The 21,294-nt window shown below is 51.4% G+C and carries 16 protein-coding genes; 4 read left to right on the top strand and 12 right to left on the bottom strand.

The annotated features are described in order from the left end of the window. Positions 1 to 22 precede the first annotated feature (22 nt). The 6 genes from QWY82_RS02685 to QWY82_RS02710 all read right to left on the bottom strand — a co-directional run bounded on the left by QWY82_RS02685 (position 23) and on the right by QWY82_RS02710 (position 11,036). The gene (locus QWY82_RS02685; RefSeq protein ID WP_290259651.1) at positions 23 to 5,299 is read right to left on the bottom strand and encodes a DNA repair ATPase; all 5,277 of its coding nucleotides are present in this window, start codon (positions 5,297 to 5,299) and stop codon (positions 23 to 25) included. A gap of 57 nt (positions 5,300 to 5,356) precedes the next feature. Further along, positions 5,357 to 7,252, bottom strand: a complete 1,896-nt coding sequence (locus QWY82_RS02690; RefSeq protein WP_290259652.1) for a flotillin family protein — start codon at positions 7,250 to 7,252, stop codon at positions 5,357 to 5,359. Positions 7,253 to 7,294: 42 nt separating this feature from the next. Beyond that, positions 7,295 to 7,987, bottom strand: a complete 693-nt coding sequence (locus QWY82_RS02695) for an OB-fold-containig protein (protein WP_290259654.1) — start codon at positions 7,985 to 7,987, stop codon at positions 7,295 to 7,297. A gap of 73 nt (positions 7,988 to 8,060) precedes the next feature. Next, positions 8,061 to 8,750 carry a PspA/IM30 family protein gene (locus tag QWY82_RS02700; RefSeq protein ID WP_290259656.1) on the bottom strand — a complete coding sequence of 230 codons (690 nt, stop codon included), beginning with the start codon at positions 8,748 to 8,750 and terminating at the stop codon, positions 8,061 to 8,063. A 22-nt stretch (positions 8,751 to 8,772) separates the two neighbouring features. Beyond that, positions 8,773 to 9,387 (bottom strand): biofilm formation regulator BacA, encoded by a 615-nt coding sequence (bacA, locus tag QWY82_RS02705; RefSeq protein ID WP_290259658.1) that lies wholly within the window; start codon positions 9,385 to 9,387, stop codon positions 8,773 to 8,775. Between the two features lie 248 nt (positions 9,388 to 9,635). Beyond that, positions 9,636 to 11,036, bottom strand: a complete 1,401-nt coding sequence (locus tag QWY82_RS02710; protein ID WP_290259660.1) for an HDOD domain-containing protein — start codon at positions 11,034 to 11,036, stop codon at positions 9,636 to 9,638. A gap of 104 nt (positions 11,037 to 11,140) precedes the next feature. Here QWY82_RS02710 and traF point away from each other — a divergent pair, with 104 nt between their 5' ends. Beyond that, a complete protein-coding gene (gene traF / locus QWY82_RS02715) occupies positions 11,141 to 12,610 on the top strand; it encodes a conjugal transfer protein TraF (protein ID WP_290259662.1) in 1,470 nt (489 codons plus the stop codon). 358 nt (positions 12,611 to 12,968) lie between these two features. On the opposite strand, the gene QWY82_RS02720 is transcribed toward traF, so the two are convergent. The 6 genes from QWY82_RS02720 to QWY82_RS02745 form a co-directional block, all read right to left on the bottom strand. Continuing rightward, complete coding sequence (locus tag QWY82_RS02720) at positions 12,969 to 14,282, bottom strand: amidohydrolase (protein ID WP_290259665.1); 1,314 nt, start codon at positions 14,280 to 14,282, stop codon at positions 12,969 to 12,971. A gap of 42 nt (positions 14,283 to 14,324) precedes the next feature. Next, complete coding sequence (locus QWY82_RS02725) at positions 14,325 to 14,816, bottom strand: thioredoxin family protein (protein ID WP_290259666.1); 492 nt, start codon at positions 14,814 to 14,816, stop codon at positions 14,325 to 14,327. Continuing rightward, positions 14,816 to 15,355 carry a hypothetical protein gene (locus QWY82_RS02730; protein WP_290259668.1) on the bottom strand — a complete coding sequence of 180 codons (540 nt, stop codon included), beginning with the start codon at positions 15,353 to 15,355 and terminating at the stop codon, positions 14,816 to 14,818. The genes QWY82_RS02725 and QWY82_RS02730 overlap by 1 nt, the downstream gene beginning before the upstream one ends. Before the next feature lie 18 nt (positions 15,356 to 15,373). Continuing rightward, positions 15,374 to 16,288: a carboxylesterase family protein gene (locus QWY82_RS02735; protein ID WP_290259670.1), complete on the bottom strand. Its 915-nt coding sequence runs from the start codon at positions 16,286 to 16,288 to the stop codon at positions 15,374 to 15,376. Next, positions 16,285 to 17,049, bottom strand: coding sequence for an SDR family oxidoreductase (locus tag QWY82_RS02740; RefSeq protein WP_290259672.1), 765 nt, complete (start codon positions 17,047 to 17,049; stop codon positions 16,285 to 16,287). The genes QWY82_RS02735 and QWY82_RS02740 overlap by 4 nt, the downstream gene beginning before the upstream one ends. A gap of 124 nt (positions 17,050 to 17,173) precedes the next feature. Continuing rightward, positions 17,174 to 17,860 carry a fumarylacetoacetate hydrolase family protein gene (locus QWY82_RS02745; RefSeq protein ID WP_290259674.1) on the bottom strand — a complete coding sequence of 229 codons (687 nt, stop codon included), beginning with the start codon at positions 17,858 to 17,860 and terminating at the stop codon, positions 17,174 to 17,176. Between the two features lie 213 nt (positions 17,861 to 18,073). Here QWY82_RS02745 and serA point away from each other — a divergent pair, with 213 nt between their 5' ends. From serA to QWY82_RS02760, 3 genes are all read left to right on the top strand, one after another. Next, entirely contained in the window at positions 18,074 to 19,303 is a 1,230-nt protein-coding gene (serA, locus tag QWY82_RS02750; protein WP_290259675.1) for a phosphoglycerate dehydrogenase, read from the top strand. 125 nt (positions 19,304 to 19,428) lie between these two features. Beyond that, positions 19,429 to 20,322: an EamA family transporter RarD gene (rarD, locus tag QWY82_RS02755; RefSeq protein WP_290259677.1), complete on the top strand. Its 894-nt coding sequence runs from the start codon at positions 19,429 to 19,431 to the stop codon at positions 20,320 to 20,322. A 64-nt stretch (positions 20,323 to 20,386) separates the two neighbouring features. Continuing rightward, on the top strand, positions 20,387 to 21,244 hold the full coding sequence (locus QWY82_RS02760; protein WP_290259679.1) for an SPFH domain-containing protein: 858 nt from the start codon (positions 20,387 to 20,389) through the stop codon (positions 21,242 to 21,244). Positions 21,245 to 21,294 lie beyond the last annotated feature (50 nt).

A 21,294-nucleotide genomic window follows, 5' to 3' on the forward strand; every position in this document is an offset into this window, starting at 1 on the left:
CTATTCCCGCCTTCGCTACTGATTATTCTTTATGTTCATCGTTCTTTTTCAGAGACCGCTTATTACCCGCCGCCAAGGCGCGCAGCTGATGTGATACATCCTGCATCTTGTCGTGGGTTTTCAAATCTATTTCTAGTTTTTTGTCCATGCTGCGCACCAGCGGGAAAATACTGTTTTCGATAGTATCGGCCAAGGCCGTTAACATGCGATCGATACCAGGAACCGGCTGATTAATCACCTCCACTTTTGGCGCCAACTTTTCTAAGGATTTTGCGATACCCAGAATTGCTAATACTAGAGGTTCGCGCGCCGACTTCTCTGTTCTAGGCTTGGCCTGAGCCGTTACCATGGCTTCGCGCAAGGATTGAACGCTGGCCACCATATCAACCAATTGCGCTACAATTTTGCCGCCGGCATCGGCATCGTCGCCACCCATGGCTTTATTGCGCATGAAATCTTTCTTGATCGCCTGCCAGCGCTCCGCCTGCAGCTCCGTCATGTTGCCGCGCAATTCGGCCAATTTTAATAAGTTGGCCTCGGCACCGGTGGTGAGCAACTGGGCCTCACCTAAATAGTGATCGGCTATCATCTGCATCAGCTCGGCATCGTTCATCACGGCAGAAATTTTCTCCGTCATTTTATTCATATTGCGGTAGCTACCCTGCAACTTGAACGGTGGCTCGGTGCGGTATTTGTCATCTTGCGCGGCGGAGATAATGTATTGCTGGTTAATTTTTAATACCACATCGCGCACCACCATCATTTTCTTCAAAACGCCGGTGATCTCACCAATTTCAGAACTGCTATAGGCATGGCTTAAATCTGTTGTGGCAATACTCTCGCCTTGCGCCATTTTCACCAGCTTATAAACATCGGCCATTTCCCGTGTTGCCAGCGGCGCTAATACCGGGTTTGAGGTGAGCGAGTTTTCGATATAACTCAGCGCAAATTGCTCGTCCATACCGCCGAGAATATCGCCCAAGTTATAGATATCGGCTCGGTTAGCGAGCATATCCGGAATTTTAAATGCCTCACCCGACTCAGTGTAGGGGTTACCCGCCATCACTACGCAAAACTTCTTACCGCGCATATCGTAGGTTTTAGTCTGCTTGCGCCATACGCCTTCGATGCGCCGTGTGCCGTCGCACAAGGAAATAAATTTCTGCAAAAACTCTGGGTCTGTGTGTTGAATATCATCGAGATACAACATCACGTTATTACCCATCTCTAAACCCAGGTTTAGTTTCACCAATTCCTGTCGCGCCGTGGCATTGGGCGCTTGCTCTGGGTCGAGTGACAGCACGTTATGGCCGAGCGACGGGCAGTTGATTTTCATAAAAATCAAACCCAGCCGATTTGCCACATACTCCATTAAGGTGGTTTTACCGTAACCCGGCGGCGAAATCATCATCAGCAAACCCATGAGATCGGTTCGCTTAGTTTCACCAACGGTACCCATTTGCTTGGCGAGGTTGTCGCCAATTAAAGGCAGATAGGATTCATTAATGAGCCGGTTTCGAACAAAGGAGCTCAGCGGCCGCGCTTTAAATTCATGTAGCTTTAAGCCCTTGCGCTCGCGCTCAACGATAGCCTGACGCACCTTGTGGTACTGATGATAACCGGCCACCACCACGCGCCGATGGTGCGCCATGCGCAACAGAAAACTGTCTATCTCTAGACTCAAACGGCCTTGATCGAGTAGCGGGTGATCACCCAACAGTCCCTCAACGATCAATTGTAAGTCGGCCTCGGTATCGCGCCGACGTACATTTTTAGCCGCCAGCATGGCTGCAGCCTCGGGAATAAAATGGCGCGCCTTATCACTTTTCTGATGTTCGGTCAGTGCATCGAGCCAGACGCTAATGACGCGAAGCTTCTCACCGGGGCGTTGGTCTAAATTTTCTAACACCGACTGAAATCTTGCCCACACCACGTCGTCCATGGCACTTCGCAAGCCTGCCTCTAATGCGCGCGCATACTTGCTGGATATAAACGCAAATTGATCTCGGGCCAATTCAGCCACCAAATACTGAGCCGCGCGCTCGGTATTGTGGCCACTGCTATCAACGCCCTGCGCCTCAACCCAAAGCGACATGGCAGCGTGAACCTCCTGCTCTAAAAGCGCTATCGCTTTACCGCTGGCGAACAAGGTATTCAGTAGGGCCGCCGATTGTGCCCGTTGTTGCCACTGCTTTACCTTTGACTGGCTTAAGCGGGTATCGTCAGCCACATCGACAAAGCTTGCCCAAAAAACCTGCGCCAAGGCGCGGCACTGCGGGTCGAAGCGCAAGAGATCTGCGGCATCTAGCGCCGGTAAGAGCGCCTGCAGAATTTTGGTTGCATCGCTATCGTGTATGCCTTTTTCGTAACCCTCTTTGTAGCGCGGCGCGGCAAAAGCTTTGACCAAGTTAGCCAGCTTCGCCTCATCTAACAAAGCCTCTTGCAGAATGCCTAAACTCAGCGCCTCGCTCCCCGCACGCGCCGCCTCGAGCAAACTGTAGGCGAGGTATTCACCTCGGTACACCTGCTCCGTCTCGGACTCAATATTCAACTGCCAGTAATCACTGAGTGCGTTCAGCTCGGCATCGTCTATTGGCTCGTAGTAATCCGTGCCCAAGAGATGAATATTGAGTTTATTATTTCGCGGAATAATGGTCAGGTCTAACTCCTGGGTATTGACCGAAAAACGGTGCCGCGGGCCCAATTTTATAACACTGCCACCCGCTTCAAAGATGTCGCTTTTATCGCGCAGCGAACGCAGCGCCTGTTCTTTTACCGCCTTAAAGCGCGCATCCACATCATCGGCTTTGACGGCGCTATTGAGCTGGCGCAAGCGCTCGGAAAATTCCCGCACTTTTTGCACCAAGGCATCGGAGGCAAAGTAGGTGTTTAGCTCGTCTTTATCGGTGAACTTTAGGGTTCGCTTTTCGATGCTCGATAACACTCGACTGGCCGCGTCTACAACCGACTGTGCCTTTTGCTGCTGCTCATCCAATAACTTCTGCTTATGGCCCTCAAAGGCCTCATAAACCTCTTCCCGCTTGCCAATAATCTCAGTCAAAAATTGATCGTACTCGCTAAACTGGCTTTCGAATTCTTCTAACTGCACCAGTAGTCGCGATAACTGCTCATCGCACTTTTCCGGTGTATCGGCCAAACTCAGGGCGTTGTTAATACTTTGGCTAAACAGTTTAAATTGGGCACCAAACTGCGCCGTTGCCTCGGTCGAGCCTAGGCTTTTATATTTGTTGCGCGCGATAGCGCGGCTTTGATTGAGCAAGCCGTAAACTTCAGAAATCGCATCGACGATACGGGTCGTCACGGTGGCGTCATCACCTTGCAAGGTACTCATGAGTTCGGTTAACAAATCGAGCTCAGCCGCTGCTTGATCAATATTGTCAATGCAGGGTGTGACCTCCGCCCTCACCTCGGCTTGATCAACCGCGGCCTGAACCCCTTGAATTTTTTCGTGATAGGGTTGCAGGGCTTTTTCATCGGCGAGAAAGCCTAAGGTACGCTCACTCAAATTCGCTTCTGCTGACTCTAGCTCCTTGGTCAACGTTTCAATAATCTTGAGGTCGATATAACGATAACTGGAGATACTAACTAAATGCCCGCGCTGGCGGCGCAACTTAGTCAGCATCGAAACAAATTGATCAGCACTCTGCCATTCGTCTGGCCGCACCGCGCGCAACAGTTCCACCTGGGTTTGTTTTGCGTCGGTTAACGCTTTGCTCGATTGCAGCTGAATAGATTGAACCTTTTCAAACTCATCAATCACTAGCTCGGCGGTCGCGGAAACATCTTTCAACACCTGCGCCAAGTCACCCAGCGCTTCGTCGGACACCCAATAGTGTTCGTCGAATATTTTTTTCGCCGCTAGATTTAGCTCTTCATAAATTTTTGCGGACACCTCGGGATTCTCGATCAACCGAGTAAGACTTAATAGATTTGAAACACCGCGCACCAGCTCTGAGTTACCTATTTTACCGAAAGCGGTTTTGCTAGGCGGTAGTTTACTGGCGAATTCAGCGCTAAAGAAGGGCGTGGTCCAAATTTGCATGGGATGCACCCGCGTCGGTTCATCGCCGGCGCTGAATATCACCAAGGTGCCATCATCGGCCAAGGCGTAACCGTGGCAAGTTATCGGATTTTTTAGGCTCTTCTCGATCATATTGTAGGAGAGCAATACCAAAACACCGTTGACCGGCTCATAAAAAACATAGAGCACATCTTCGCCGTTGGGCGAGCGCACGACGCGTTTAATTTTTAGGCCAATGGTGCGCTCTTCGAAAGTTTTATGCTCGCCAGTTTGTAAGTAGTAACCACCGGGGAAAATAATCCCGTGATCCTCTGGCAGCTGCACGCAAGACATGCCAATGGCGTCTATACGAAGCACTTTTTGCGTCAGGGTGTTATAAACAAAGTGGCGCCAAAGCTCTTCGCGGTAAGGCTTAACTTTCAACAATATCAAGGCACCTACACGGGCATAGGAAATATCGGCATCGTCTAAGGATTGGGTTTTATCTTCAACTGGCTCGCGGTAGATACCTAAGCCATCTTCGGTATTATTTTCCACCTTGATGGTAAGATCGCCGCCCACGGTTTCCACAAACACGGTGTCTTCAATATTGACATGTGGGTGTTTGCCGTGCACGCTGTGTTCGCGCGTAGTTTCTATCCAGGTAAAATCAAAAGCCGGCGGCAGAGAGATATCGCGCTCACCACGGTTATCAATATATTTTACGGTTTTACCATCGGCCGATATGGACCAGCGAAATACGCGCAGGTCATCTAATCGCTCGCCAATCTGAAAACCCGCCAGTAATTTTCCGTCTTTAACACTTAGCTCGATTAACTTAGTGTGCTTGTAGTAGCGATATAGCTCGCTGAAATCGTTGACGAAGCCTCTATCGGCTAAAAAAGTTCCCTCGGCGGAAACCTGCTCGAGATCTGTATCGGAATCATTGGAACCCAATTTGAATAGAGAAAAAACGTCTTCGACTGCGGTCTCTTTCTTTAAGCCAATGAAAACGTTGTAGCCGAATAAAAGATAATCCCCAACTTGGACGATATCTCTTGGCACACAGTTATTGACCGTTCGAATGCGAGTGCGGGCGCTGACGGCCATGTCAGAGCTGCCGAACTCCTGCAAGCGGCGCTCATTGATAGTGTTAGCAATCTGCTTTAGCGATTGCCCTTGTGCAACCAGACGCTTGCGGATGATCTCGTAGGCACCGCCCTGCGCAACCGCATCGTCAACTACACCGTCTTGCGCCGGCTTCGCAGCTTCGCTCATGGTTTATTCCTTTTCCACTAAAGAGAGGCAAACGAGGGGAGCTAGGCTCTCCACTTTTTACGCGCTTGGCGTGTCTTTGTTGACGTCCGCAACCGGCGTATCTACCAAGCGATGCAATATCGCCTGTAGGGTTCCGCTCTTTTCAGCCAAGCCATCAATGGCCTTGCCGATGGACAGAGACTTAGCAAAGTTATTGAAGAAATGATCTTCACCGCCGACGATATCGATCTTGGCTTTCTGCAGCGCAGTCGCCAAGACTTCGGCATTTTCTTTAGCGATTTCCTTACCTGCATCGATAGACGCCAAGGCCTCTTTCAATGCGGTTTCCAGCCCCATGCGGAACTCTTCGTGGGCACGCGCCTGTGCGCTCATGCTATTCATGGCGCCGAACTTCTCAACCAGGCCATCGGCCTCGGCTTTAAATTGCTCGCGCGTCACTTCGGCATTGGCCATACCGATTTGGCGTGCAGCGCGCGCCTCAGAATCGCCTTTGGCGCCGATAACTTCGGCTTGCGCTTTACCCGTACCCAAGAGCGCATCGGCTTCCGCATCGCCTTTGGCGCGAATAACATTGGCTTCAGCAAGCCCTGGCGCTGCGCGCTCGGCCTGCACGCCTTCCGCCATTTTCTTCTTCGCCTCAGCTTCTTTAGTAGTCGCTTCCAATTGCGCTTGCGCTAACAAGGTAATCTCTACCGACTTATGCTTGGCGGCCTGCTCTTCAGCTTCAGCGGCTTTCACCTGCTTCACTTTGTCTTCTTCAGCCAGCGCTTCCGCTGCCAACACTTTAGTTTGCTTGGCGCGATCGGCCTCGGACACTTCGCGCACTTCTTTAATGCGCTCTTCTTCGATGGCCACAGTCTTATCGACAGCGACGCGCTCGCGAATCACATTGGCAATTTCTTTCTTCTCAACTTCTACCGCTTTTTCAGCTTCTATGCGTTGAATTTCAACTTCGCGCTCGCGGGCAACAATTTCCAGATCTCGCGCTCGGGTTACTTTTTCTTCTTCGATAGCCACAGCGCGTAAACGATTCTGCGTGGCCACCTCGATTTCGCGCTGTTGATTCTCGGTTTTAACCGCAAGATCTTGATCGACCTGAATGGTAGTAGACTGAGCCCTGAGGCGCTCTTCTTCCTGCACCTTTTTTGTTTCCGCCTCTTCGCGCGCCCGAATGGTGGCGATTTCGCGCTCTTGCTTGGCTTCGGCATCAGACTGCTGACGCTCAAGCGCGAGCATGGCCTCAACGGTTTCCACGTTCTTCTTTTTGATTGCCAATTCTTCATCGCGCTCTAGCACATTGGTGCGCACATTCTGCACCGCGGTGAGCTCGGTAATTTTCTTGATGCCCTCGGCATCCATGATGTTGCTAGGGTCGAGGGATGATTTCGGCGTTTGCTCTAGGTAGTCGATGGCCACATCTTCGAGCACATAGCCATTTAAATCCTCGCCAATGACCGCGACAATTTTTTCGCGGAACTGCATTCTGTTTTCAAACAGATTAACGAACTCAATTTGCTTACCCACGGTTTTCAAAGCTTCGGAAAACTTGGCATTAAACAGTAAGTTAACCGCTTCGCGATCTGAAGCACGACTAGCGCCGATGGACTTGGCCACCTTCAACACATCTTCCGCGGTTTCGTTAACCCGAAGATAGAAGGCAACGGTAATATCGGCGCGCATATTGTCGGCACAAATTAAGCCGTCTTTGCCACGCCTATCCACTTCCAAGGTAATCAATGAAATTTTCATCAATTCCTTTTTGTGAATAATCGGGTAGACCAGTGCACCGGTAAAATGCACTTTCGGCTTCGGACTCATATCGTTGACGATAAGTGCCACACCTTGCTCCACCTTTACATAAAAGGCTTTAAAGAGCGCCGCTAGCCCCATGAGAATTACAAAGACTATCCCTACACCCGAAAGAATCGGCATGAGCACTGAAAGATCAGCCATAATGGTTACTCCATTTCCAAATAACGTAAGTTTTAAATGAAATCAATTACCGGAAAATTCAGCTTCCGAAATGACTTTATAAATATTTGTCGCAACCTCGTGCTCTAATAATACCACGCGATCACCCTTCACAAATTCAACACCCGGCTCGCTGCGCACCTTAAGCAGCAAACCCGCGCCACCGTCCGACAAAATCGCCTCGCCCATTTGGCTATTAACCACTGAGCTACGCACAACCGCCGTTTGCCCGATAATAAATTGCACCGTTTGCTGGCGTGCATTTTTAAATAAGGGGCGGAGCGGCTTTATCACCTGACTGGTGATCATCACCGCAGCATACAGGGAAGCGAAAAGCACCGGCAAACCGAGCAAATAGCGCAAAAAACCATCTGGCACCCAACCAAACAGGAAGTGCACAAGGTAATAGCAGACCAGCCAGCCGAATAGTGCGATCAGCGACACGATAATGGTGACAGGTACACCCTGAAGACCGAACTTCAACATCAAGGCGGCCAGTACATCGGGGGTTGAGTGACTGCTATCGGCATTGATATCTAGGTCGCCGTCCATATCCGGCACATCGAAATCGAGCATATCAATATCGACGAAACCCAAGACCGCAACCAGCCAATACAGCAGGCATAAAATTAGAAAGAAGCTAAAAATAGCGGTCGGGAAAGACGCTAAATTTTGATAAAAGGGGTCCATTTTATCGGAAAGTAGTATTGCGAACATGCCCCAACTCCCTGGTCAATTTTTGCACGCCGTAGCGCAGCCTTGAAAGCGCCCTCAAGCGGGGCGCACTAGGCTATGCCTTCTTATTTTTTAGCCGCTCGAGCACATCGGCTGCACTGGCGCCACTGGAGGCAATACCTGCCGCCTCTAATTTGGCCTGCAATGATACATCAGAATCTTCCTGTGCCAACTCCGAAGCGGCGGCCATTTGTGCCGACTTCAGCTCTTGGCGCTCTTTAATGCGCTCGAGCGAGTCCATGGCGGTGCGCATTTTGGAGTTTGAGCCGCTGTGGCGCTCGGCCACTGCCGCCTGCGCACGCTGGACATTATCCGTGGCTTTTACCGTATCCACCTGTTGCTTCAAGCGCTTAAGGTTTTGCTCAGTCTGCTTAATCGCCGCGCGTAGCTTGTCGGCATTGGCGGCATAGGCCTGCACTGACTCTTGCTCCTGCTTTAGCTGGTTTTCAAAATCGGCAATTTTACCAGCCACTTCCAGCGCTAAAGCCTCATCCGACTTGTCTAGCGCCTTAACCGCATAAGCTTCGTGCTCTTCAACCTTTTTCTGCAAGCCGGCCACTTTCTGCTCGGCCAACTTTTGACGGGCAATAATCTCTGCCAAACTATCCTTTGAAAGCTTCAAGCCCTCAGAGGCATCGCGCACCTCCTGATCGAGAATTCGCAACGCTTGACTGTCGACAATCGCCTCGCCCGCTTCATTTACGCCACCGCGCAACGCGGTCATCATCTTCGCCCAAATATTCATATTTTTCTCCAATTCGCTAAAATTAATTAAGCAAATGCTCAGCGTAAGCTTCTGTTGCCTGAATCACATTGCTCGCCAACACTTCAATTTCAAAGATAATATTCTGCAGCGCCGAGGCCGAACTGAGCGCACCAAACATGTGGTAGTAATCGCCCTCGGCGCCCAAATTATCTAAACTTATGGTCGATAGCGGAAAGTACTTGTGGGTGCGCAAAACCATTTCATTAAACGCCGCCGTATCTTTAACTTCGCTCACCGACCACAACAGGGATTCGACGATGATCTGCTCGCCCACAACCGTTAAGAAAACCGGCAAATCGCCATACTCTTTCATAACAATATGCAACGCCGGTTCGACGCCGTCGATCAACTCGACACTGGCTCGACGCTGCTCGCTGAATAAATCACTCTCTTGCAAAGCTGCGTAGAGGGTGGCCGTTGTCCAAGCGTGTAATTCCTGCATAAACACTTCTCCTTTCGTCATTTCTACTTCGCCCGGCAGCCGCAGCAACTTTTCATATTGCAAAAGTAACTTGCTGTGCTTGGGGAGAATCCAAACTTCCTTTTTAACCAGCCCCTGCTCGCGCAGCCGCTGGCGATACTCTCGTTGATAATGTGCAGATGATTTAGGCTTCATAAGGGTCACAATAATTAATTACATGTAAGAAGGCAAGAAAATTACATGTAATATTTAGACAAATTACATGTAAGCGCTAGCTGATACCGGGGAAACCTCGCACAGAAGTATGCAAGCTATTGAAAATAAAGAGATTTATTTGAGACCCTTATTGATTATGGCAAGGCTCTGCAAGACACTAATACCCGCTTTACGCTTCGCCAATAAGGAAATTTCGCCCTCCCTAGGGTTGTGGAAGGCTCGGTTAGCTAGAATTTCACCCGCATAGCCTGCGCCGTTAAACAATATTTACCCTGCTGCAAAAAGTGACAATAAGAGGCGTACTGCTCATCAGTTAACGCTTCGCCATTGGCGTCGGCATAGAGCAGCGCCACCACCCGCCCACACACCTCTATCGGAGCGATGAAGCAGGGCTGCAGACCCATTAGCTCCTTGATTAACACCGGAAATAAATGCTCGCTTTTATTCACCCTTTCCAATGAAAACCACTGCGGCGCTTTAAACAACAACGCCTCTGAAAATAACTGCACCGAGGCTTCGTTAAAATGTAACCGCTCGCGCCAAACCACGGCATCCGGCCCCGCCGCATAACGGGTCACCAGTTTACTTTTCAACACCAGAACCACTGCCACCCTGGCTAAACCGGCGCCGTGGTGCAAACCGCGCACGATCAATTGGTAGACATGATCGGCGTCGGCACCCAATTGCGCCGCCGATGATAACTCGCGCAAAACCGTCAACTGAATTTTTTCATCGGCTTTTACTGGCAGGCGAGCAAGCGCCTGATCCTGTGAACCGGGAATAAAATCCACCAAACCGGAGGCGCCAAAAACGGACGCTAACTCACCCGCTGAATCGGCAATACGGATAGCGTCGGCCGTGGCTTGCGCTAGGCTAACTTTTCTCACGTTCGCCACTTGCTTGAGCACCTGCTGAGCCTCTTTACTGTGCCAACCAAAGCGACTGACCTGACTGATAGCCTCGCCCATTCGAATCGCGTTGATGGATGCCGATGGCGCGCTGCTCGAGCTTAAGGCCTGCTCCAGTAGACTACTCAAGTGCCAGCGGTGCACCAATTCCCGGGTTAAGGAGCGAAATTGCAGGCCCAATACGGCCTCGCAGGCATCGTGCTCATTCACGCCCTCAGTCAGCTGATCGTCTAGCTGATCAGCCTGTATCTCGCCCTTAGACCAGACGGCCAGCTCGCCCACATGAAATAGCAGTGCGGCAACAAACACTTGCTCAGCCACATCCTGATCCACCGTTGGGGCTAAAAACTTTGCCTGTAAGGCAGCGTGAAAGGCGCGCGCCATGGATTGCAGCAAGCGCTCGCGCGGCTGAGCCCCCAGAAGTTGATCTACCAATAAGAGCGAAATGCATATGCCTTTCACACCCTCGAAACCCACTTGAATGATGGCGCGGGTAACGGTGTTGATGGCACCGCCGCCAGGGTTGTAATGAATGCTATTAGCCACACGCAACAGTTGAGAGGTGAGATTCGAGTCTTTTAATACTGCATCAGACATTTCGTTAACGCGGGTATCGGCATTAGTGGTGAGTTCATTTAACTGTTCGATTACCCGCCCTAACACCGGCAGGTCGGCCGCGTCTAACTTTTGCACCCATGCTTGCAAACCGATAACGGCCATCGCAACACTCCCTAAAATGTCGTCTCAATGATCTAAAGACTAGCAGTGCAATCCACAGATCTAACCTATAATTCAAAATCAATCTAATACAGAGATGGCAACTCATGCTTAGACATATCCCGCGCCAGCGCTTAGCGGCAGCATTGGCACTGACTATATGCGCACCTTCAACCCTTGCCGCTAACGGATTCATGCAAACAGGCCCAGCCGGTACCTACGGCAAGGCCAGCAGCGGGCAAACCGCAATATCCAATAGCGGCAACCCGGCAGCCATTGGTTTTGATCGCCAACGCATGAACCAGGAGAACACAGTGCTGGGTGCGCTCTACCTCGGCGGAGAACTGGAATACGGCAATATCCAGGAGCTGTTCGACATCTACGACGAACTGGCCAATGCCTTTAACGACGACGGCAGCAGCAGTGGCGGCGGTAGCGGTGGCGGAAGCACAAGTGGCGGTGGGCTAGACTTTGGCGACATAGACATCAATGACCCCGATATCGCAGCCATCATCGATCGAGTTGAAGGCCAAGCCAACCACATAGGCGCCTTGCTGGCACTGGTGGCAACTGAAGGTTATGCCAACGCCGACGCCGCCGTAGACCTACCGTTGATTTTTAACACAGACATTTTTGGTGGCACCCTAGGTTTTAATTTCAGCTACAGCGGCTCGGCCTCCGCCGTTGGCTTTATGGAGGATATCGACTTCGATGCCGCCACCGCACAAACCGAATTAGAGGCCGCCTTCAATTTACAACCCGGCGACCCAGCCACTACCTACGATTTGAGCGGCGGCATTTCTCTGACCATCGACCCCAATACCAACAGCGTTAGTGGTACCTTTGACAACGACAGCTTGCTGGCCACCAGAGCCGCACAGGCAACCCAATTTGGCGTCAGCTATAGCTACCCAATTGTGTTCGAAAATAGCAGCACCTTATATCTAGGCGCCACCGCAAAATATGTGCGCATGGGCTTAGCACGGGTAGCAACACGCATCGGCGACATAACAGACTCGGAAGATTTATTTGACGACATTCGCGATGCGAAGTTCGTCAACACCAACCGATTCGGCATGGACTTCGGCGCACTTTGGGTTGCCAAGCACGTCTCCTTGGGCACCAGCATTACCGATGCCTTTGAACCCAGCTATGAATTTAATGCCATCGACACCAGCAACTACAACAACCCAACCCTCGGCGCGCTCATTGATGAGTTACAAACCTATGAGCAAGAGCGGCAAATCACTGTCGAGGGCAGCCTCTATACGGAAGACCGCGCCTGGGCGTTAAGTACGAGTTACGAAACTGCCGCCATTAAAGATCCACTTGGTGCCGAACATCAGTGGTTTAGCATTAGCGGCGGCTGGAACTCCAATAGCTTTTGGGTTCCATCAGTGCGGCTTGGTTACCATATGAACCAAGTAGGCAGCGAAATAAATATGTACAAGTTAGGTTTCACACTATTTCGCTATGTGGATTTAGATCTCGGTATGTCATCCGAAAAGGTTGAAATAGATGGCACTTCTTTACCCCAGGGTGCGAGTGCGAATCTCGGTTTTCACTACACCTTTTAATCGCTGAGAAACCGAAATAGAAAAGGCTGCAATTGCCACTGCTGTCCCATAGTTATATTGCGGGAGAGTTTGGTGTCCGTACTAGCGACCGTCACCCGCATGGGTTGATATCGCAATTAGGCAAAGCATGCTTTGCAGCGATAGCAACGCCCACAGTGTGTCATTGTGGGCCGGTCCCAAAGGGCGGGTGTTGAGACTACATGGTTGTATTCACGTCGTGTCGCTAGTGCGGGTACCAAACTCATGTCCAAATATACGCCCAGATGTCGCATCTATTGTGAGGCTTATAGACTAACGATGATCGCGTCGTTTTTGTGAGACAGTGGTGTGCAATTGCAGCCTTTTTTCACCTTGAGATTTACTTTTTTAACAGCTCCATCAATGCGATAACCGTAGCTTCTACACCCTTCGTAACCGAAGGTTCTGGCGCAATTTTAAATAGAGGGCTGTGATGGCTCGGCACAGGTTCACCACCGGCTTTCTCGCGCTCGAAATCTGCTTTAGGTGTTCCGCCGATAGCAAAATAGACACTGGGTATATAAGGGTCGGTTGTGAAGAACGGGAAGTCTTCTGCCCCCATTCCCAGTCGACGATAGTTTTCATCGAATGCGTCGGCGCCCATTTTTTCACGCCATACAGCCTTTAAACGCTGGGTCATGGGTATATCGTTTACCGTTGGCGGCGTTGGCTCATCGGAGATAATTACCTTTGGCAAATTATCCTCCGGTAAACCGGCAGCGCGACCAATATTAACCGCAACGCGCTCAATGGCAGCCATCAGGTATTCACGCGTTTCCCAACTATCGTTGCGCACGGTTACTTGCAAGCGCGCCTCATCGGAAATTATATTGTGCTTAGTGCCCGCATGAAATGAACCCACCGTAATTACCGCCGGTTCTTTCGGCGCGATTTCACGGCTCACAATCGTTTGCAACGCCAACACAATTTGCGCACCTATGACCACTGGGTCTTTACCACGATGAGGCGAGGCACCGTGGGCGCCAATACCGGGCACAACGATATCGATACTATCAACACCCGAATAAGGCGAACCCTCAACCGCAACCAACTTGCCTGCTTCAATTTCCGAACTCACATGAAACGCCATAGCGTAATCGGGTTGACCAAAGCGCTTCCAAATACCATCGTCCATCATGCCTTTCGCGCCGCCCACTCGCTCTTCAGCGGGCTGGCCGATCAACATTAAGGTGCCAGACCACTCACTTTTGCGCTGCGCCATCTGGCGCGCGGTACCCACCAGACTGGTGATATGCACATCGTGGCCACAGGCGTGCATCACGTTCACCACATTGCCGTCCCAATCTTTTTGGGTCGCTTTTGAAGCGTAAGGTAAACCGGATTTTTCCTCCACCGGCAGGCCGTCCATATCGGCGCGCATCATCACCAGCGGGCCCTTGCCGTTTTTCATGATGGCCACAACACCGGTTTTACCGACACCTTCAGTAACTTCAAAACCCGCGGCACGCAGCTCCTTAGCAAGGCGCTTGGCGGTTTGCGTTTCTAGGTGGGACAGCTCAGGGTTTTTATGAAAGTGCTCAAATAGCGGAGCCAAATGTTTTTTATAATCTTTCTCAACATCTTGCGATAAATCACCGGCAAACGCGCCTGCGCTAGCGAGCAAGACTGCCAGGGCCAAGGAATGCTTAATCATAGTCTTCATCTCTTTTTATTTAGGAAAATATAGAGTTTAGGGTTAGTGCTGTTGAATCAGCGCAATGATGTCGCTGGCCCAATTCGCGTCTGGCTGTTCGATAATTCTGCCAACTTCTTTTTTATCTTTTAGCACCACGAGCGTAGGGGTAAATTCTAAGCCATAACGCGCCACCACAGCCGATGGCTCAAGTTTATCTCGAGATATAGCCGTTAATCGCAAGGATAGATTCGGATTCTCTGCCAGCTCGATTAACTTAATAAGCTTTGGCACTTCCCGAACACTATCGTGACACCAAGTACCAAAAAGCACACGCAAGCTAATAGCGGAGTCGATTGACGTCAGCAATTGAACCTCTTGCTCCGAAATAATCGCGGTTTTATAGGACGCAGCAAAGGCATCAAGGACTAACAGATCCGACTCTGAAACAGGCCCGACTAAGTCCTGATGAGCACTTAACGACTCAGCAGCATGGGCCACTGAAACAGTCATAAGGAAAAAGATAACACTATATAACGCTTTCTTAATCATCATTATTTTCTCGATACCGCAGCCATGATATGACCATAGGCCTTAGTTAGTTTATTGACAGCATCAGAACCGCCCGCGAGCACGCTTCCGGTTAGCAATATATCTAATAACGTGAAGGCCTTACCCTGCCAGCCTGACGGCAACTCCAGCACCAAGCTGCCCAGAATTCGAAAACCCACTAGCGCAATCATCAAGCCAAAACACAACCCCATTTGCTGCGCAATAAGACGCGAGTGACTTCGGTACTCGCTGCGCGAGATCGTTAACGCGCCGAGCTGATCAAGCTGCTCTTTACTTGGTGTTGCAATCAACTTCAATTGCGTGAGCGCAAGATCGAGGCGGTCGGCACCACCACCGCGCAAAGCGGAAAGAAACACTTCAATTGCCCGCTCGACAAATAAACAAATCAACAAAACACTGGCAAAGACAACAGGGAAAACGGTGAGCGAGTTTGGCTGCACACTCAGCCCTTGGGTTGGAAGCACAATGCCAACGCCAGCAATCGCTAAAATGACAATCAAAGTAAAAAGATAGCGCTGCATAGATCTCTCAGAATATTTTTATCGCCGTTGCAACAGCAACCAGTCGTACACATCTTGACTCGCGTAAACCCGTGTCCAAGCATCGTGGCCCATATCTTCGTGTACAGTAAACCGCACTTCCGATGCTTTATAACTTTCTAGGTGATTGATACCGGCATAAAAGAACGCTTTGCTTACCGCACTATCACGGCCACCGGCAAATGCCCACACCGGTAACTTTGCTTTCGCGATAGGCGCCATTAAACTCGGATGCCCCCAACCCACAACAGGTACTGCTGCTGCAAATAATGTAGGGTGCTTACTCGCCATATACCAAGTGCCAAATCCACCGTAACTGATGCCGCTGATGTAGCTGCGCCGCTTATCCGTCGCGTAATTTTTATGCACTGACTCCAGTATCGACAATACATCTTGCTCAACTTGCTCCCAGCCCATGGGTAACAGCGGTGACACGTCACTGAGATCGGTGATATTTTTACCCGCTCGCATTAATTCAGGTGTATCGAACGGTGCCGGCCGCTCGGGCACACCCTTGGCTAGGCGCTGGGGAATTTCCGCGCGGGAGCGGTTAGCGATATAGGGGATTTTTTCCATGCCTAACATATGCAATTGCGGCGCAATAATAACGAAAGGCAAGTCGCGCTTTTGAATCCAGGCTTCATACAGAGGGCCGTGCTTCAAAACATAATCCAACTCTTCTAAACCATCGCCTCGCTCGCCATTGCCATGGAGGAACAAAAGCACCGGCCATTTTTTCTTGGGCTCATCCTGATAGCCAGCGGGCAAATAGACAAAGTACTCGCGCGGCTTTTTATCTAACGCGGACACATAGCTTTCGCGCACCAACTGCGGCTCACTGGGCGATGACTCACCGCACCCCGCCAGCAGCAAGTACGAGAATAAAATCGCGGCGATTACTGTGGAAATTTTCACGCCATTCTCGCTATCAACGCAACCGGCAACCAGGCGAGTAAACGCACCACCAACGCCCACGGCCAACGCGGCACAGTTGAGCGCTTTACTTTGCGCTCAATCAGATCCACTAAAAGGCGACCACCCTTTTCCACCGGGATGCAAAAAGGTCGAGACCTCGCGGCCTGATTGATCGGGGTGTCGATATAACCTGGGCAGAGCAACGTAACGTCGATGGGCTTAAAATATAACTCGGCGCGCAAGGCTTCCACATAGTGACTCACCGCGGCTTTCGACGCGCCGTAAGCGCCGCCACCGGGCAGGCCTCGATAGCCGGCCACGCTACTCACCGCAATGATGTGTCCAAAACCCTGCGCCTTAAACAGGCTAACGGCCGCATCGATAGTGGCCATGCAACCGAGCACATTGGTGTCGATGGTAGCTTTTACTTTTTCGAAACTAAGCTTGCCAATACGCTGGCTGTAACCGATGCCAGCGTTGGCAATTATTTTATCGAGACTGCCAAAATGTTGCCTGGCTTCCTCCAAGGCGGCCTTTACATCGTCGAACTCAGTAACATCAAGCGCCCGGATTAACACGGCGGTTTGGTATTCGGCCTCTAGCTTGGCTTTTAGTTGCTCGAGGTTTTCTAACCTGCGCGCCGTTAGCGCTAGCTGATAGCCACGGCGCGCAAATTCGATTGCCATCTGCTGACCTAAACCGCTCGAGGCACCGGTGATAAAAACGGTTTCGGTCTTCGGATTGTTTTTGCTATTGGTCATGCGGGTTATTGCCTTTTATTATTTTCGTTAGGGGTCGTTAGAATATAGAACCGATAAACAAGCTAACTTGACATTAAACGGGTCTACTATCAAATCAACCTATTTACACCCTTATTCAGACGAATCAAATCACCTGTGTTGCAACACGCAAGAGCGATTGGCCGCGACTATCCAGCAATTGCGCCACCAATTCATCGCCTGCTTCAAGGGGTCCGACGCCTGCGGGTGTGCCGGTGAGCAAGACATCGCCCGGAGCAAAGCTGAAAAATTGACTGGCATAGGCCAGCAGTTCCGCCACCGGCGTTAACATATCACGGGTATTGCCATCCTGCGTCACCACACCGTTGCGGGTGAGGCGCAAGCCGATGTTTTGCAGATCTTCGGGCGGCGCGAGAAAGGCCGATAAGGGCGCACTGCCATCGAAGCCCTTGGCCTTCTCCCATGGGTGACCTTTTTGCTTTAGCGCTGCCTGTAACTCGCGCAAGGTCAAATCGAAAGCCAAGCCGATGCCGGCGACGGATGCCAAGGCCTGCTCAGGCGTTGCGTCTTTTAGCTCGGTGCCAATAAGCACGCTCATCTCGGTTTCAAAATGACAACTGCCCCAACGCCTCGGCACGCTAAATGGCTTGGCCATATCGCGCGCACAGCCCGCAGTTTTGATGAACAGCATAGGTTCAGTGCCTACTTTACTGCCCATTTCTTTTATATGATCGGCATAATTCTGACCGACACAAACAATTTTCCCGAGCGGCAGAGGGATAGCGGTTGCGCCGGCACTGTTCGGCTGGGCCCATCTATGTTGGTATGTCATGGCTAAACTCATCGGTTTTTTAGCATTGTAACGCGCCAACCGCGCTGTTTGGGGCAGGCCACAGCAGCATTCTGCAGGAAAATACCGAGCATCAGCAATTGATTGCGTGCGCCCGCTTTGCGGACTTTGTGTCTGTGGTATTATGGCGCCCCATTTTCCCCCGGCCTTGCCCGCGCGCGAGGCCTGAGCGCATTGCATACAAGGTGATATTCCATGGCTAAGGTGTCTTTAGACAAGAGCAAAATCAAGTTCCTGCTACTTGAAGGCGTGCACCAATCTGCGGTTGATAAGTTAACCGAAGCCGGTTACACCAATATTGAGTACCACAAGACCGCCTTACCCGAAGACCAATTGTTAGAGAGTGTTAAAGACGCGCACTTCATTGGTTTGCGCTCGCGCACCCAATTAACCCGCGAAGTATTCGAGGCAGCCAACCGCTTGATTGCCGTCGGTTGCTTCTGTATTGGCACCAACCAAGTCGACCTCGACGCCGCACAAGAGCACGGTGTTGCCGTGTTTAACGCGCCTTACTCCAATACCCGCTCCGTTGCCGAATTGGTGATAGCGGAGGCGATTTTATTGCTGCGTGGCATTCCTGAAAAGAACGCCGTTTGCCATCGCGGTGGCTGGCAGAAATCGGCCGAGGGCTCGTTTGAGATTCGCGGTAAAACCCTGGGTATTGTCGGTTACGGCTCGATTGGCAGCCAAGTTAGCGTGCTGGCCGAATCCCTCGGCATGAAAGTCATCTTCTCCGATGTGGTGACCAAGCTACCGCTGGGCAACGCCGAGCAGTGCAAAGATTTAGACACTCTGCTGGCCAAGGCCGATATCGTCAGCCTGCACGTGCCCGAAACCGGTGCCACCAAAATGATGATGGGCGCGAAGCAAATCAAGCTGATGAAACCGGGTGCGATTCTGATCAACGCCTCGCGCGGTACGGTGGTGGATATTGACGCCCTAGCCGAAGCGCTGAAATCTGGCGCCCTTGCCGGTGCCGCCATCGATGTGTTCCCGGTTGAGCCTAAGGGCCCACAAGACGAATTTGTTTCACCACTGCGCGAGTTCGACAACGTCATCTTGACCCCACACATTGGCGGTTCAACTATCGAAGCCCAGGCCAATATTGGCGTAGAAGTAGCTGAGAAGCTGATCAAGTTCTCCGACAACGGCACCACCACCAGCTCGGTAAACTTCCCCGAAGTGGCCCTGTCGACCCATACCAATGTGCACCGCCTGCTGCACGTGCACCATAACGTACCGGGTGTTATGTCAGCCATTAACCGACTCTTCTCTGAAAACAACATCAATATCATTGGTCAGCACTTACAAACCAATGAAAAGGTGGGCTATGTGGTGATCGAGGTGGCGGCCAGCAACTCCGAAACAGCACTGGAAAAAGTACGCGAGGTTGAGGGGACTATCCGCTGCCGCGTCTTGTTCTAAGTGCTTAGCTGCAAGGCTCAACCCTTCAAAAAGCCGCGCAAGCGGCTTTTTTTATGGCGCATCTTTTTCATGCATTCCTTATTTTCACGCGCCGCTACACCGCGCCGCACCTTTAGGACGATACCGTGGTATTTACCCAAGAACAAAAGCTAGGCGTGGGCCTAGCCGCCGGCGCCTTTTTGCTATGGGGCTTGTTTCCCATTTTTCTCAAGGCGCTAAGCGTTATCGAACCGCTTGAGTTAGTTGCCCATCGAATCGCCTGGTCTTGGCTATTTGTCACCTTGGCCATCACGGTGCTGAGACAATGGCCAAAACTGCTGGGGTTTTGCATACAGCCTAAAATGATGGCGGCGCTGTTACTGTCGACCTTATTACTCGGCTTTAACTGGTTTCTGTTTGTGTATGCTGTAAACACCAACAAAGTGCTCGAAGCCAGCCTCGCCTACTACATCAACCCACTACTTAATATGGCCTTGGGTGGCGTGTTCCTAAGTGAGCGCTTACGCCCACTGCAATGGCTTGCTGTTGTTCTGGCCTGCACGGGGGTGGGTATAGAAATCGCGGTGTTCGGCTCTGTACCCTGGCTGGCCTTAGGCATGGCGAGCTCCTTCGCGCTTTACGGCCTGATTCGAAAATTAGCGCCCATCGACAGCCTCAATGGCATGATGATCGAGTGTAGCTACCTGCTGCTCCCGGCTTTGGCCTACCTATGGCTGTTTGGCCAAGAGACACTCACCCAGCTGGAGCTCAAGCACTGGTATCTGCTACTTGTGTTCGGGCCGGTGAGCACCGTGCCGCTGATGATGTTCGCCTCGGCGACGCGCAAGATCCAATACACCACCATCGGCTTTTTACAATACATAGGGCCAACGCTCATGTTCTTCCTCGCGGTGATGCTCTATGACGAGCGCTTCGGCCCAGCCAAAACCGTGACCTTTAGCTTTATCTGGCTAGGTGTTTTGTGTTTCAGTGCCGACGCCCTGTACAAGCGATCTCGCTCGGGGTCAGCTCAAGCTTGACAATCGCCGCAAAAGAAACATACTGATATCACAATGATATCAATTTTGTTTTTGGAGTTTTGCCATGCATACGGAAATTGACGGTAAAAGCCGATCCGGCTATTTGATGATTTTGGTGTTGCTTGCGTTTCAGGGCATGGGGGTTTTCCTCATTATTACTGGGCCTATGCCAGTTAAGCTGCTGGCGTTGCTGGAATCTATTGTGGTCTTTATCTGCTGGTTCGGCCTGTACATGGTGCACCCCAATCAAGGCAAGGTACTGCAGCTATTCGGCAACTACAAAGGCACAGATCGCAGCCCCGGCCTCCGTTGGAATAACCCGCTCTATAGCAAGCGCGCGGTCAGTTTGCGGGTGCGCAACTTCGAAAGCGGCCGATTGAAAGTGAACGATGCCAACGGCAACCCCATCGAGATTGCCGCGGTAATCGTTTGGCGCGTGGTAGACACCGCCGAAGCGGTATTCGAAGTCGATGACTACGAGCACTATGTCACCATCCAGAGCGAGGCCGCGCTGCGCAATCTCACCACCAGTTATCCCTATGAGCACGATGAAGACGACCACCGCTTAACCCTGCGCGGTCACTCCAGTGCCATTGCCGAGAAGTTGCGCACCGAGGTGCAAGAACGCCTCGGCAAAGCCGGCGTCGACGTGCTCGAGGCGCGCTTATCGCATCTCGCCTATGCCCCGGAGATTGCCCAAGCCATGCTCCAGCGCCAACAGGCCAGCGCCATACTGGCGGCGCGCCGGCTCATCGTTAAAGGCGCGGTGGGTATGGTTAAAGATGCCATCGAGCAGCTCAGCGCCGAGCAGGTGGTCGAGCTAGATGACGAACGCAAAGCCGCCATGGTGAGCAATCTACTCGTGGTGCTGTGCGGAGAGCACAACGCGCAGCCAATACTGAATGCGGGCTCGCTCTACTAATTTAGGTGCAAGCGCTAACCGCTAATTCTTAGACCGATGGGCGCCCCAAG

The sequence above is a fragment of the Simiduia curdlanivorans genome (assembly GCF_030409605.1).
GTDB classification, from domain to species: domain Bacteria; phylum Pseudomonadota; class Gammaproteobacteria; order Pseudomonadales; family Cellvibrionaceae; genus Simiduia; species Simiduia curdlanivorans.

Bases quoted from the DNA above. Each gene is read 5' to 3' on its own strand.
- QWY82_RS02685 (WP_290259651.1), bottom strand. From the start codon at position 5,299: ATGAGCGAAGCTGCGAAGCCGGCGCAAGACGGTGTAGTTGACGATGCG.
- QWY82_RS02690 (WP_290259652.1), bottom strand. From the start codon at position 7,252: ATGGCTGATCTTTCAGTGCTCATGCCGATTCTTTCGGGTGTAGGGATA.
- QWY82_RS02695 (WP_290259654.1), bottom strand. From the start codon at position 7,987: ATGTTCGCAATACTACTTTCCGATAAAATGGACCCCTTTTATCAAAAT.
- QWY82_RS02700 (WP_290259656.1), bottom strand. From the start codon at position 8,750: ATGAATATTTGGGCGAAGATGATGACCGCGTTGCGCGGTGGCGTAAAT.
- bacA (WP_290259658.1), bottom strand. From the start codon at position 9,387: ATGAAGCCTAAATCATCTGCACATTATCAACGAGAGTATCGCCAGCGG.
- QWY82_RS02710 (WP_290259660.1), bottom strand. From the start codon at position 11,036: ATGGCCGTTATCGGTTTGCAAGCATGGGTGCAAAAGTTAGACGCGGCC.
- traF (WP_290259662.1), top strand. From the start codon at position 11,141: ATGCTTAGACATATCCCGCGCCAGCGCTTAGCGGCAGCATTGGCACTG.
- QWY82_RS02720 (WP_290259665.1), bottom strand. From the start codon at position 14,282: ATGATTAAGCATTCCTTGGCCCTGGCAGTCTTGCTCGCTAGCGCAGGC.
- QWY82_RS02725 (WP_290259666.1), bottom strand. From the start codon at position 14,816: ATGATGATTAAGAAAGCGTTATATAGTGTTATCTTTTTCCTTATGACT.
- QWY82_RS02730 (WP_290259668.1), bottom strand. From the start codon at position 15,355: ATGCAGCGCTATCTTTTTACTTTGATTGTCATTTTAGCGATTGCTGGC.
- QWY82_RS02740 (WP_290259672.1), bottom strand. From the start codon at position 17,049: ATGACCAATAGCAAAAACAATCCGAAGACCGAAACCGTTTTTATCACC.
- QWY82_RS02745 (WP_290259674.1), bottom strand. From the start codon at position 17,860: ATGACATACCAACATAGATGGGCCCAGCCGAACAGTGCCGGCGCAACC.
- serA (WP_290259675.1), top strand. From the start codon at position 18,074: ATGGCTAAGGTGTCTTTAGACAAGAGCAAAATCAAGTTCCTGCTACTT.
- QWY82_RS02760 (WP_290259679.1), top strand. From the start codon at position 20,387: ATGCATACGGAAATTGACGGTAAAAGCCGATCCGGCTATTTGATGATT.